The 14,194-nt window shown below is 44.8% G+C and carries 11 protein-coding genes, 1 tRNA gene and 1 pseudogene; 5 read left to right on the forward strand and 8 right to left on the reverse strand.

The features are described from left to right. Positions 1 to 16: 16 nt before the first annotated feature. The 6 genes and pseudogenes from ACGF7G_RS13255 to glyQ form a co-directional block, all read right to left on the reverse strand. Positions 17 to 319, reverse strand: a complete 303-nt coding sequence (locus ACGF7G_RS13255) for a helix-turn-helix domain-containing protein (RefSeq protein WP_133814429.1) — start codon at positions 317 to 319, stop codon at positions 17 to 19. 5 nt (positions 320 to 324) lie between these two features. Beyond that, positions 325 to 675, reverse strand: coding sequence for a type II toxin-antitoxin system RelE/ParE family toxin (locus ACGF7G_RS13260; protein WP_387466074.1), 351 nt, complete (start codon positions 673 to 675; stop codon positions 325 to 327). Between the two features lie 325 nt (positions 676 to 1,000). Next, a pseudogene (locus ACGF7G_RS13265) lies at positions 1,001 to 1,484 on the reverse strand (transposase); the annotation flags it as partial. Between the two features lie 120 nt (positions 1,485 to 1,604). Then, positions 1,605 to 1,681 (reverse strand) — tRNA-Pro (locus ACGF7G_RS13270). A 199-nt stretch (positions 1,682 to 1,880) separates the two neighbouring features. Beyond that, positions 1,881 to 3,950 (reverse strand): glycine--tRNA ligase subunit beta, encoded by a 2,070-nt coding sequence (gene glyS, locus ACGF7G_RS13275; protein ID WP_387466076.1) that lies wholly within the window; start codon positions 3,948 to 3,950, stop codon positions 1,881 to 1,883. A gap of 9 nt (positions 3,951 to 3,959) precedes the next feature. Continuing rightward, entirely contained in the window at positions 3,960 to 4,874 is a 915-nt protein-coding gene (gene glyQ, locus ACGF7G_RS13280) for a glycine--tRNA ligase subunit alpha (protein WP_133814433.1), read from the reverse strand. Between the two features lie 195 nt (positions 4,875 to 5,069). On the opposite strand from glyQ, the gene ACGF7G_RS13285 reads away from it, so the two are divergent. The 3 genes from ACGF7G_RS13285 (at position 5,070) to ACGF7G_RS13295 (ending at position 8,078) form a co-directional block, all read left to right on the forward strand. After that, a complete protein-coding gene (locus tag ACGF7G_RS13285; RefSeq protein ID WP_387466079.1) occupies positions 5,070 to 5,627 on the forward strand; it encodes a DNA-3-methyladenine glycosylase I in 558 nt (185 codons plus the stop codon). Between the two features lie 205 nt (positions 5,628 to 5,832). Continuing rightward, a complete protein-coding gene (locus tag ACGF7G_RS13290) occupies positions 5,833 to 7,086 on the forward strand; it encodes a valine--pyruvate transaminase (protein WP_387466081.1) in 1,254 nt (417 codons plus the stop codon). Between the two features lie 671 nt (positions 7,087 to 7,757). Beyond that, complete coding sequence (locus ACGF7G_RS13295; RefSeq protein ID WP_133814436.1) at positions 7,758 to 8,078, forward strand: YceK/YidQ family lipoprotein; 321 nt, start codon at positions 7,758 to 7,760, stop codon at positions 8,076 to 8,078. 58 nt (positions 8,079 to 8,136) lie between these two features. Here ACGF7G_RS13295 and ACGF7G_RS13300 read toward each other — a convergent pair whose 3' ends face one another. Continuing rightward, positions 8,137 to 9,426, reverse strand: coding sequence for a DUF3748 domain-containing protein (locus ACGF7G_RS13300; protein ID WP_387466083.1), 1,290 nt, complete (start codon positions 9,424 to 9,426; stop codon positions 8,137 to 8,139). A 134-nt stretch (positions 9,427 to 9,560) separates the two neighbouring features. On the opposite strand from ACGF7G_RS13300, the gene ACGF7G_RS13305 reads away from it, so the two are divergent. Then, positions 9,561 to 10,178, forward strand: a complete 618-nt coding sequence (locus ACGF7G_RS13305; protein ID WP_133814438.1) for a trimeric intracellular cation channel family protein — start codon at positions 9,561 to 9,563, stop codon at positions 10,176 to 10,178. Here the strand turns inward: ACGF7G_RS13305 and ligB are convergent. After that, a complete protein-coding gene (gene ligB, locus ACGF7G_RS13310; RefSeq protein WP_387466086.1) occupies positions 10,172 to 11,908 on the reverse strand; it encodes an NAD-dependent DNA ligase LigB in 1,737 nt (578 codons plus the stop codon). The genes ACGF7G_RS13305 and ligB overlap by 7 nt on opposite strands. Positions 11,909 to 13,076: 1,168 nt before the next feature. Between ligB and ACGF7G_RS13315 the strand changes: the two genes are divergently transcribed. Beyond that, the gene (locus ACGF7G_RS13315; RefSeq protein WP_387466088.1) at positions 13,077 to 13,874 is read left to right on the forward strand and encodes a hypothetical protein; all 798 of its coding nucleotides are present in this window, start codon (positions 13,077 to 13,079) and stop codon (positions 13,872 to 13,874) included. The last annotated feature ends 320 nt before the right edge of the window (positions 13,875 to 14,194 follow it).

A 14,194-nucleotide genomic window follows, 5' to 3' on the forward strand; every position in this document is an offset into this window, starting at 1 on the left:
AAGGGGGCGTATCGAGTTAAACAACAAATCCGTAGTGAGTTCCGTCCGGGAGCTCGACATCAAGACGCAGCTTACCACCAGAGGCCTCAACGTAGCGCTTGAGAGATGACAGCTTTAGGTCCCGACCCGGCTTCTCCATATCGGAGACTGTCGGCTGTTTGATGCCTAGAGCAACCGCAATATCCCCTTGTGTCAGGTTCATGCGTTCACGAAGCTCGGCCAGGTGGATGTTCAGCAACATTTCGGTGGCCGCCTCCTGTGCTTTGGCGACAACGTCCGGCTTTTCTGCTGCCAGCATTTGGTCAAGAGTTCTTGCCATAACGTTTACTCCTTCTTCAATTTGTCCAAGTGCGCCGCAAATTCTCGGTCTGCAATCGGAATCATTACTTCATAAAACCTCTTCTCGTCCCCAGTCTTGTTACCGGCACAGAGAAGAATCCCCTTCCGCTTTGGATCGAACGCAAAGAACGCTCTGATCGGGTCTCCTTTGCTTTGAACCCGCAGCTCTTTCATGTTGCTGTAGGATGAACCGTTCACGGTGTCTGAGTATGGCCTTGATAGCATAGGCCCTCGATCTCGAAGCACCATCATAGAAGCCAGCACGTTAGCCCGGTCAGTGTCATCCAGAGCATCGAACCACTCATCAAAGGTGTCGGTTGTCTCAATGGCCCACATGATTTCTCCTTACTTAATATAGGTGCAATGCTATATAGATTCAAACCTATAATCAAGAAAGAATCAACGGCCTGGGTAAAGCACTGGGCCTTTCAGGGTGAAAGGAACTCTTGTGTGTAGTCATGTGACTAAAAGGTGTCCTGAATGAACAACCTTCCTCTCCTGATTGATGCATTAGGAAGCCATAGACTACTACCACCCGCATCCGGGTATGACCGATGCAGAGAAAGCCTATGTGGTTGCGTTTTTGAGCAGAGGGATCTCCTGCATACCAGGACGCCCGTTCATAAGTAATACGCTACAACCCAGCCAAGCGATCTGGTTCATTAATGGCTTTGCGGGGATCCGCATCCGCTTTAAGGTGTGTGCTGTCGGTATAAAGAACACGTCCATTCGCCATACCACCAGTGATAGCCTGCTCGACAATATGGTCAAAAATTTGTTGGAAGATATCACTGTCATTGAAACGACGAATACGGTTTTGGCTTAAGGTTAAAGCATCCGGCACTTTCTCAGTCAGTCCCATGCACAAAAACCAGTGGTAGGCGACATTGACTTGGATTTCTTTGACCAATCGACGCTCAGAAGGAATACCAAAGAGGTGACCAAGCAACATCATTTTAATCAAGCGAACGGGGGTCAATGGCAGGGCGACCATGATTAGGGCAGTAAAGGTGTGCGACGGCATCACGAACAAACTCAAAATCCATAACGGCATCGATTTTACGAACAAGATGGTCTTCGGGAACGAGTTCATCAAGCGTGATAGTTTCAAACTGATATTGCTGAGGTGAAGGTTCTTTAAGCATGTCGGTTAGTCCATTTTTTGCACTAACCCTATTAGATCAAAGCCCTAACCTTTTGGCTAGGGCTTTTTTGATTTCTTTAAGTTCACGGAACTACTTGTTGAGCATCCCCAAACTATTATCTGGTCGGCGAGAGAGGATTCGAACCTCCGACCCACTGGTCCCAAACCAGTTGCGCTACCAAGCTGCGCTACTCGCCGAAAACGAGGCGCATCTTACTGCGCTCGTTGTAGGCCGTCAATACCTTTTTGATAATCATGGGTTAGTTGCTGATAAAAACAACGTGAACACGGCGATGTCGCACTCGCTCACCGTTTTTACAAAAAACCCTTTATCCGTGTAGAACTAAGATTCCGGCTATCGCATTTTACAACAGCCGGAATTGACGATTTCAGGTCATCATTGAAGTAACGAAATATCCGCAACTTTCAGGAACAAATCACGCAATTCACTTAACAAAGTTAAGCGATTCACACGCACCTGCTGGTCTTCATCCATCACCATCACATTGTCAAAGAAAGCATCGACAACTTCACGCAAAGAGGCTAATTCAACCAGTGCTTCTTGATAACGGCCTTCAGCAAACAAAGGCACCAGCTTATCCTGTAAAACCACCAGATGTGTTGCCAACCTCACCTCTTCAGGCGCTTTCAGCACAGAAGCACTGACTTTTTCATTCAGTGCCTCTTCTGACTTCGCCAGAATGTTAGAAACGCGCTTATTCGCGGCTGCCAGCGCTGTCGCTTCATCCAATGTACGGAAGTGAGTCACCGCCTTAACGCGGGCATCAAAATCAGCGGGTTGGGTTGGACGACGCGCCAGCACAGCTTGAATGGTATCAATGCTGTAACCCTGCTCCTGATACCAGGCACGGAAACGACCAAGCATAAACTCAACCACGTCATCAATGACGTTGGCATTGGTCAGCTTGTCGCCATACAGACGAACCGCTTCTTCTGTCAATGCCTGCAAATCCAGCGGCAGTTTTTTCTCAACGATAATACGCAAAGCACCCAGCGCAGCACGACGCAGTGCAAACGGATCTTTATCGCCTTTTGGATGCTGACCAATGCCAAAAATACCCGCCAGAGTATCCATTTTGTCAGCAATGGCTAACGCACAGGAAACACCCGTAGAAGGCAGCTCATCACCGGCAAAACGCGGCTGATACTGCTCATTCAACGCCAGAGCGACATCTTCCGCTTCACCGTCATGACGGGCGTAATGCATTCCCATCACACCCTGAGTATCGGTGAACTCGAACACCATATTGGTCATCAGGTCACATTTGGACAACAGACCCGCACGGGTAGCGTGATTAACATCAGCACCGATTTTCTCTGCAATCCAGCCTGCCAAGGCCTGAATACGATCCGTCTTATCACGCAAAGTACCAAGCTGCTTCTGGAACAGAACTGTTTCTAAGCGAGGCAGGTTGTGTTCCAGACGCTGTTTACGATCTGTCTTAAAGAAGAACTCCGCATCAGCCAGACGCGGGCGAACTACTTTTTCGTTACCAGAAATGATTTGTTGTGGATCAGAGGATTCAATGTTGGCGACAAAGATAAAATTCGCCATCAACTTGCCGGCATTGTCATAAACCGGGAAGTATTTTTGGTCGCCTTTCATGGTATAAACCAATGCTTCTGCTGGTACTTCGAGGAATTTTTCTTCAAATTTCGCCGTCAACACAACCGGCCATTCAACCAGTGAAGTCACTTCTTCCAACAGGCTATCACTAATATCTGCAATGCCACCCAGTTTAACAGCCGCCTGTTCCACATCTTGTTTGATCTGCGCCTTACGGGTTTCATAATCCGCGATCACTTTACCGCGTTGCTGCAAAATCGCGGGATACTGTTCCGCATTGTCAATCGTAAATTCAGGCTCACCCATAAAACGATGACCACGAATGATGCGCGCGGATTTGATGCCCAGAATGTCACCTTCAATCAGTTCATTACCGAACAACATCGTAACGGTATGCACCGGACGAACAAACTGAGTCTCTTTATCGCTCCAACGCATTAATTTAGGTATCGGCAACTTACTCAGAGCATGGCTGACCATACCCGCCAGCAACTCTTTTACACTGCGGCCCTTGACCAACGCACGATACAGTAACCATTCGCCTTTATCTGTCACCAACCGTTCAGCCTGAGAAGCTGTAATACCACAACCGCGAGCCCAACCTTCAGCCGCTTTTGTCGGTTTACCTTCCGCATCAAATGCCTGAGCAATCGCCGGGCCACGTTTTTCCACTTCACGGTCAGCCTGCGCTTCATCCAGATTGGCTACTTTCAGCGCCAGACGGCGCGGAGAGGCAAACCAGCTCACTTCACCATGAGCCAAATTAGCGTTATCCAGTTCTGCCGCAAAATGAGCTGCAAATGCTTCAGCCAGTGAACGAAGAGCCTTCGGCGGCAACTCTTCTGTGCCGATTTCCACCAGGAAAGTCTGTTGAGTCATGACAGCCTCTTAGTTCTGATTCTTTTTACACATAGGGAAGCCCAATGCCTCACGGGAGGCATAATAAGCTTCGGCAACAGCTTTAGTCAGGGTGCGGATACGCAGGATATAGCGCTGACGCTCAGTCACCGAGATAGCTTTACGGGCATCCAATAAGTTGAATGTATGACCCGCTTTAAGAATACGTTCATAAGCCGGCAGTGGCAGCGGCGTTTCCAGCGCCAGCAGCTCCTGAGCTTCTTTTTCATATTGCTCGAAGCAGCTAAACAGGAAATCTACATTGGCATACTCAAAATTATAAGTAGATTGTTCTACTTCATTCTGATGATAAATATCACCATAAGTGGTTTTACCTAGCGGGCCATCGCACCAAACCAGGTCATAAACACTGTCCACGCCCTGGATATACATCGCCAGGCGCTCAAGACCGTAAGTAATCTCGCCGGTTACCGGCTTACACTCAAAACCACCTACCTGCTGGAAGTAAGTGAACTGAGTCACTTCCATGCCGTTAAGCCACACTTCCCAACCCAAGCCCCAGGCACCCAATGTCGGGTTTTCCCAGTTATCTTCAACAAAACGGATATCGTGAACCGTCGGGTCCAACCCCAATTCTTTCAGAGAACCCAGATATAATTCCTGAATATTGTCTGGTGACGGTTTAATCATGACCTGAAACTGATAATAATGTTGTAAACGATTCGGGTTTTCACCGTATCGGCCATCCGTCGGACGACGGGAAGGTTGCACATACGCAGCGGCAACTGGCTCCGGGCCAAGTGCACGCAGGCAAGTGATTGGATGAGAAGTACCCGCGCCGACTTCCATGTCCAGTGGTTGGACAATGGTGCAGCCCTGGCGCGCCCAATAATCCTGTAATGTCAGGATCAGCCCCTGAAAGGTCTTGGTATCAAACTTTTGCATGTTGGATCCGCACGCGATACATATGAATTTGAAAGGAAGTCGGTCAGTATACCCTTTGACCTTAAGATATACAGCCCTGAATTCGCTCTCAATTCCACCCTGAAATAAAAAAATCTTAATCTGGCTATTTTACTTGTATGTATATACAGTTAAAGTACAGTCAATTATTAACCATCAACATCGAGAATAATCATCATGGAATTAACACGCTGTAATTGGGTGACTTCTGATCCTGAATATCTGGCTTACCATGATAATGAATGGGGAAAACCACAAAAAGATAGCCAGAAGCTGTTTGAAATGATCTGTCTGGAAGGCCAGCAATCCGGGCTGTCATGGCTGACGATCCTGAAAAAACGCGCTGGCTATCGCCGATGTTTTCATCAGTTTGACCCGGTAAAGATTGCCGTCATGGATGAAAGTGATGTGGTACGGCTGATGCTCAATCCCTCTATTGTCCGCAATCGCGCCAAAATTAACGCGATTATCAACAATGCGCGGGCATACCTTAAAATGCAACAACAGGGTGAGGAATTCAGCGCCTTTATCTGGCGTTTTGTTGATAACAAACCGATTATTAATCAGTGGAAAACCATCACAGAGGTGCCGGTAAAAACAGATATTTCAGATGCGTTATCACAAGCACTGAAAGAAAGAGGGTTCAAATTTATCGGCAGTACCACTTGCTATGCATTTATGCAAGCAACAGGTTTGGTCAATGACCATATAACTGACTGTTTATGTAGAAAATAAATTCAGTGAATTACAATAGCCCCAAGATTAATGCCAATAATAAAGTTGGATATTAACCAAACATTTAGCTCTTTATTTTAAATGTTAAATTAAATGCCAGATTAAATAATCAATAGTCATAATTTTCCAGATTGCACCCCGATAATGCGCGGGGTATGGTGTTATTTCTTCTAACTTAAACAACACACCGACAACGAACACGGCTATGATTTTTTCCCAATTCGGTAACAAGTTTACACAAGACTCAGGTATAACCCGCCTGATGAATGACCTGAATCAAGGGTTGAGGACACCCGGTGCAATTATGCTGGGCGGGGGTAATCCAGCACATATCCCTGAAATGGATGACTATTTTCAGCAATTACTGATTGAGATGGCCACAAATGGTCAACTCACTGACACACTATGCAACTATGATGGTCCTCAGGGGAAAGATACGCTAATTCGAGCGTTGGCAGAGATGCTGCACGAAAAATTTGGCTGGGAAATTGGTACACAAAATATTGCCCTGACCAATGGCAGCCAAAGTGCATTTTTCTATCTGTTTAACCTGCTGGCTGGACGCAGTGAAGATGGCTCTAGCCGTAAGGTACTCTTCCCACTGGCACCAGAATATATTGGTTATTCTGACTCAGGACTGGATGAAGGCTTATTTGTTGCCAATAAACCCAATATTGAATTATTACCAGAAGGTCAGTTCAAGTACCACGTTGATTTTGACCACCTGAATATTACTGACGATATTGGCCTGATCTGTGTTTCTCGCCCAACGAACCCAACCGGTAACGTCATTACTGACGAAGAGTTACAACGGCTGGATTATTTGGCTCAACAACACCAAATCCCACTGTTGATTGATAATGCTTATGGCGTACCCTTCCCGGGTATTATTTTCAGCAAAGCCACACCATTGTGGAATCCCAATATTATTCTGTGCATGAGCTTATCCAAATTAGGACTGCCCGGCTCCCGCTGCGGGATTATTATCGCTAATGAGAAAATCATTAATGCGGTCAGTAATATGAACGGGATCATCAGCCTTGCACCAGGTGGTGTTGGTCCAGCAATCGCATTAGAAATGATCCGACGTAATGACCTTCTTCGTTTGTCACAGGACGTGATCCGCCCGTTCTATCAACAACGGGTTCAAGACGTTATTCAAATTATCCGTCGTTATCTGCCGACAGAAATTTGCCTTATCCATAAACCGGAGGGGGCTATTTTTCTGTGGCTGTGGTTTAAAAACCTGCCGATAACAACAGAAACGCTTTATCACAGGCTGAAAAAGCGCGGTGTGCTGATGGTTCCAGGCCACTATTTCTTCCCAGGGCTTGAACAAAATTGGTCACATGCTCACGAATGTATGCGCATGAATTATGTTCCTGATCCGGAAAGTATCGAAAAAGGCATTGCGATTCTGGCGGAAGAGATTGAACTGGCACATCAGAAAGTCGCCTGAAACCAGCAATAAAAAAGCTCCTGCATAGAAATGCAGGAGCCAAATGACAACAAGGACTTTTACATGATTATTATCAGAATTCGTAGAATGTTTGGTGCATAAGGAGGAAAAGAGACATTCCTTGTCTACCCACTCTCCTCAAGCTGTATCTATTTAATCAGAAACTTTTCCATCCAATAGCTCGAATAGGCCGGTTTTTGTGCGTTTACTGATGGCTAATACAAAAATCCAACATGACGCATACATACTCTATAAAGTCCAAAAAAGAACTGCTAATTCTGTCAGAAACTGAACTGTCATTATGTGGTTTAACCCACAAATTGTAAGGGATTATTGTAATATGGAACAAGATAGTCCTTCTTGAAATAACATTACGGATATATAAAAACCAAATCAGTTTTATACTTAATAAGCATTTAAGATATAGGCCATTCAAATCATTATGATGATTTGTATCATTCCTTATTAATCAGAAGAACAGAAAAAAATAGTGTTACATAAAAAATTCACTACTTTTTGGTATCAGTGCTATGGTCAATGTTGCGTGGCGTGATTATAGTGATGACGTAAAGGCTCTTAGCTAAGGAACTTAGGGGAATAAAAACTACCCAACAAACCAACGCAAGAGTGAAATATTCCGGCTGTTTGACCATACGAGATCAATAGAACCAATGAAGAGTAATAAATTAATTCTATTTTGCGTCACATTAGGATGGCTGTTAACCAGCGGGTGCACGAGCATTATGACCCATTCAGGGCCTAGCTATGGTTATTATTCCGGCGCAAAAGCGAATATTGAAATGCTGAAAGATAACGACACTGGCTGGGTAATGAAGCCACTATTAGCGATTGACCTGCCTTTTTCTGCCCTGCTGGATACCATTTTATTACCTTATGACTATATAAAATCTGATGAGGATCAATCAGCAAATTCACCAAAAGAGCGAATTGAAAAAATAGAAAACACACAACACCAGATCAAAGCCAACTAATAATTCGTTCCGGTTTATTTATTGCCACCAGTAAATCGCAAACTGGCGGCAAATATATTTATTTGATGCCGGTTTCCACCAGGAAAATTTGCATATAACCATCAACTTCACGCATAAATGCAATATGATGGCTATCTGGTGAAATCACAACTGTATCCGCAGAAGGTGCCTGTTCAGTACGTTCAGTCAGTCGCTGCATCTGCCCATTTTGCACATCACACAGCATCACGCTGTTATCACAAATAAAAGCGACAAACCGACCGCTACCCTCCCAACTAAAAACGGATTGAATACCACAATTTCCCCTAGTTATTTGACGAGGTTCTCCACCATTTGGCGATATTGTCCACAATTGCACAATACCATCATCATCTTTCATCAGAAAACCAATCTGCTCACCATCCGGTGAAGCACGTAGCCAGTGACGTGGGTTATTAACCACCCCCGGCCAGCGTTTGTGGCCGGTAAATGTCAGACGACGCTGTATTACACCGGCAGGTGGCGCCGGTAACGTTGTTTCCGTGCCTTGCAGCGGTTTTTCCCCTGCTATTGCATAATCAACATCCTGTTCAGGCAGATCAACAACATAGACTTCCGGTACTTTTTCTCCTGTTGCAGAAATGGTATCGCCAATAAATGCCAGTGCCCAACGCTGCCAATTGCCATCCGCTTTACGATATCCTACCTGACCTACCCAACCCTCTTCATAGGCGCGGTTAATATCATCACTGCCCGGCTCCGGCTGAAAAGTGGTACTACTGACCACAACGGAGAAATAGCTACCATCATGTTCACGAGGATGGTGTTTAGGCGGCTTCACTGATTTGAGGGGCACAGCCACGGCGATATTCCGCAAATCAAGTGCCGGATCAAGCTCATGCATAACATGGTCATTATAAGTAAAACTCAGACGGCTACCCCCCGGGCTGAACACATGAACATGACTGCCTCCACGCAACGCTCCAACTGTATAAGGAGCGGTAATATCCATAGCATCCAGAGTGACCGCTTTTCCGGGTAAATCCTCACTGACAATCACCCCTCGCCGGTGATGAAAGTCATAATGCCATTGCTCATCCGGGCATTCTGGCCCGTGAATAAAAGCATACCGGACAGGTTCTGTTGGACTGACGGTCACTACACCAACATGAGCGCCCTTCTTCGCCTGATAAATAATGTCTGTTTTACCACTTTTAACATGAATTTTTTCTATCGTTAAACCAGTAAACGAAGCGCCATGAGGACGAACATCATAAGCTAACCATTGGCTGTCTGGTGTCCAAATATGGGTATTGGTAAGCTGGTGGTTGCGATTGCCAAACGTGATTTGTCGTTCCTGAAAGAACACTTTATTATCCTTATGTCAGTTTTATTCGAATAACTATTACTAATCCAAAATGGATAAAGAGAAAAAATTTCAGTCGAGACTTTACCATTTCGACATTACCCTTACCTTTTTATACTGCACACATCGAATAATCTATGTTACTGAGTGTTCTTTATATTATTGGGATTACCGCTGAAGCGATGACAGGAGCTTTAGCCGCAGGCCGCCGTAAGATGGATATGTTTGGCGTGATCATTATTGCTTCCGTCACTGCCATTGGCGGGGGTTCCGTTCGGGACATACTTCTGGGACATTACCCTCTTGGTTGGGTCAAACACCCTGAATATATCGTGACTGTCGCCTGTGCCGCCGTGATAACCACCTGGGCTGCCCCCATGATGAAGCATTTACGCCGTCTATTTCTTATCCTGGATGCCATTGGTCTGATTGTCTTCTCCATTATTGGTGCGCAGATTGCGCTGGACATGAACTATGGCCCGATAATCGCCTCCATTGCTGCGGTTATCACCGGGGTTTTCGGTGGCGTGTTACGCGATATGCTGTGTAATACCATTCCGTTGGTTTTCCAGAAAGAGATTTATGCCGGTGTCTCTTTTACCGCCGCTTGGTTATACATTGGCTTACAGCACACACCGTTGCCACAAGACGGCATTGTTCTGATTACCCTGATCGCAGGTTTGACAGCAAGATTGGTTGCTATTCGCTACCGCCTTGGATTACCTGTCTTTAATTATGAACACTCCGATCACTGAACTATACCCACGGGGTTAACTACGACCCCGTTTTCCCGGTCAAACCCCTTTATCCCTGCCACTGACAGTTTTTCTGCAATCATTTTAATCTGCGCATCATTGATAAAATCAGATAACTTTTTCAATTGCCCGGAAGTAAACTGTTGCTTTAACTGTGCTTCGGCTAATTTCTGCTCCAGTTGCTGCCAGTGATCAACATCGTCAGATAGCTTATCCATATAAGGCACCCCAATGCCTTTCATCCAATAGGAAAAAGGCTGATTTTTTGCCTTGCTGAATTGTGAATAAATAGCCTGTGCCCGTTTATCGCCTATTCCTGGTAAAGCTGCAATATCTTGAACTGAAAGTGTTAACCAACCGGTTAAATCAGTAACTAACTCCTGCTCGGTCAGCATTGCCCAACTACCGCTACTGACACCTGTCATTTGCAGATTTTCACCAAGCCATTTCAGCCGAGCATTAAACTGTTGTCCACAACCCTCCGTTAACTTCAAGCAACTCAGGGCATGATAACGCTGCTTATCGGGTGGCTGAATATATTGACGCTCTTTTATTCGCCACACCACTTGATCTAATTTCGGGATACCATGACCTGCCAACGTGAGAGCTACCCGATCCCCCGGTAACACATCCAGCTGTTGCCAACGACGAACAGAACCAATATTGACTCTGCTTATTTGCCGGTCATCCAGTTTTACCTTATCCAGCCCAAGCACAACTGAGATTTTGCCCGTTCTGCCAATGGTAAAATTAACTTCCCTGACTTGGGTGACCTGATAGCGTAAGGGATGCTTCCATGCCACCGCCCAACTGTTAGATCCGGGCTGCCATTGACTTCCTCTGGGTTCAATTTCCTGTTTCAGCACGATACCATCTGTAGCAAAAGGTATAGGTTGTGCAAAATAGTGCATCCGCAATTTCTGTATCTGCTCTGGTATCTCTATTTTATGGCTATAGCGAAGCGCTAATGGGAAACCCATATTCGCCAGTTTCCGCAATTTACTTTCCATCTCAGTCGGGCCATCCGGCCAGCTCCAGATAAACACACCAACTTGCTTTAATTCTGGCACGTGCTCTTTGCGCATCATCAGACCAGCAACCCGACTACGAGCGCCATCACTGCCAGATAACCGCTGTCTATGCGCCTCTTTATGCAGAAAAAGTTCTCCTTGCAACACCATATCAGATGGAGCATTTTCTATATTTTGCGGAATATCGGGAATATATTGGCTTTTCGCTGTCCAGTCTACGCCTGCGGAACCATTCCCCCGGCTGATTAATGAAACAAGTTTCCCCTTCTGGTAAACCAGTGTTACCGCTACACCATCAACTTTTGGCTGTAGCCAGACGGGTAATCTGCCCCGCAACCACCGGTTCAGTTCCTGTTCACCTTTCAGTTTGCTTAACCCGGTATGAGCAACGGGATGAACAAGTTTATTATCAATGGTGACTGCTAGAGGAAAATGTGGATGAGGCGCTTGTTTCAGGCAGAGCTGCCAATGCGTTAACTCCATTATTAATTGATCATAAACTTCATCATCGATTTCGCTGATCCCTTTCTGATGATAGAGTTGATCCCATTGGGCTATTTGCTGCATCAGACTTTTTGTTTCACGTTGTAATGTGTCTTGCGACCATGCAGGACAATTTTTCGCTATATTCGGTGTTTCAGCCGCAACTGTCGGTGAATTGAAAACAATGAACAGAATCAATATCAATAAATTAAGCATCCGTTGCTCCCTGGCTATCCATGCATAACAGCAAAATAGGGGATAAAAAGATTCCGTCCAAGGAAAAGATAATAACTTTGCGAAGCAGTTCGGAAAACAACGTTAACTTCTGTGATTCATCAATTATGATTTTTTTAATTTCTGCCTCAGTAGTGTCATTACCGTCGCAGAGGAGGAAGCCCTCCCACAGGATAAGTACGGCGGTAGTACTAGAACCAGAATTCAAGCTAATTAATACTCTATTATGCCCAAACCCGATTTTCAAATAAAAATTAAAAGCAAATAACTTCACGAAATAGTTTGAAATATAAATATTAAAACCCAAAAAATAACTGAATTTTTATAAATCACATAGAATTGACATTACGATAAAAATTTAACAATTACTTATTTCCCACCTTACAATTAATTGTTAGTAAATTAAGTTACTCATTCACGTAACAATAGCCATAAAGATGTATATTCGCGCTAAACTCTTCCGTTCAAACCTCATTATTATCACTCTTTTAATCTGTTTGTGGAAAATAATCTAAGAACCACGACTAACAATCAGATTTAGTGTTAACCTAAAGTTATCAACTGATAACTTTTTTCTATTAGCTTTTTTAAAAAAGATAGCTATTCTTATTTCTGTCTTCATAGCAATAAAAAGTCAGCTTAACCCGCAGGGGATAAGTTTTATGGCATAGGCTAGTCGGAGGAAATAACCTGATTAAGAATACTGCTACTGTTTCTATACGGTAGAACAACCACCTTATTATTGCAGCATGGCCGTATAATCGAAGACCCAAATAGCCGCCTTGAGGTGGCAGGAATTCTGGGAAGACTAAAACGTATGTCAAATACGATCAGTTCACCCATGTAAGTACAGTCTTTTGCAAGAGTCGCGATTAAAGCGGGCACAACAGCACATGTCTGAACGATGCCCAGCCATTACACCGGATGTAGCAATAACCAAACACAAGCGCGAGCCAATGGTTCCAGAGGAAATCTTGGATGAAAGAAACTGTGTAGTGAAGATCTGCACGGGATAACCGATGCAGAAAATAATAACTGGAAATAAGGAGAATCTCTGAAAGGTAGATGTAATCTGACCGGGACGGGATTACAGCAATCAATGAAAATTTTCAATCTCACAATCGGGGGATCATCCCCATCTGAATATTTAATGAACGTTGGCAACATGTTCATCAGCGGAGTGAAACAGAATATTGGCCGGATAACGGCACATTGTCGCCGGTGGCCGATATGGGTGGGGGGAGTGGGTCTCTCTGTCAGTGTGCTTTTCTCTACCCCGGTTCTTGCATATACAGTTGAAGTCATAGACTGGGTTCCCCCACGAGCCATTAATGCCCTCGGGCTGCCGGTATTGGATGGGGAAAACAATAACGGTAAGCCAATTCGTTATCCGCCAAAAGGAACAAAAAGCCTAATAGGTGTTTTTCCACCAAGTTCCAATCTTGAGTTTCCAGAAACAGAGTATCCCACCGTATTAAAAGATCTTCTGCTGTGGGTTAGAGCGCCAAACCATCTCTTCATTGTTCCGCACGTCGTTACAGGAAAGTACACCTGTGAGATGACAGCCTACCACAAAGGAAACAGGGCAGCAGGAGAAGCCAAGGCAACACTTTTTACAGATGCAGTCGTTGTAAATAAGGATATCCACTGGTTCGAAGGAGATAGTATCGTGATGGAGTCCAGACTAGATAAACTGTATTACTCTGTATCCTGTAAGGGAACGGGTTTTTCATGGCAGCGGAAACCTGAAGAGAAAGTCAAATTCGAAAGTAACTGGAAGAATGGGGTGCCATCAATTAGAATGCGAGACTGCAAAGATCCCAACAATTTTATCTATGACGTTGTTTTCTGGAGTCCACCAGATGGTTTAGATCCCAATTTTAAAGATCCAGCCATAGTGCGACCTCATGCAGAAAACCGTGATAACCAGCAGAAAGTGACCCCCTAAGCGTAAAGGTAATTTACCCGGGAGGGGGTGATGGCAACAAATGGTCATCTTTAATCAGGCAGCCGGGGAACAATCCCCGGTTGAATAGAGCGTGTTAGAAATTCAGCCGATAAATTCCGACGGGTAAAACCAAACAAGCGGCGATACAAAATATCCATTAGCCACCTTTCCCCAAGAAAATTTCTACGGAAATTGAAAGCAATAAACAGAATCAATATCAATAAATTAAGTATCCGTTGCTCCCTGGCTATCCATGCATAACAGCAAAATAGGGGATAAAAAGATTCCGTCCAAGGAAAAGATAATAACTTTGCGAAGCA

The sequence above is a fragment of the Photorhabdus sp. RM323S genome (genome assembly GCF_042879375.1).
In the GTDB taxonomy this organism is placed as follows: domain Bacteria; phylum Pseudomonadota; class Gammaproteobacteria; order Enterobacterales; family Enterobacteriaceae; genus Photorhabdus; species Photorhabdus tasmaniensis.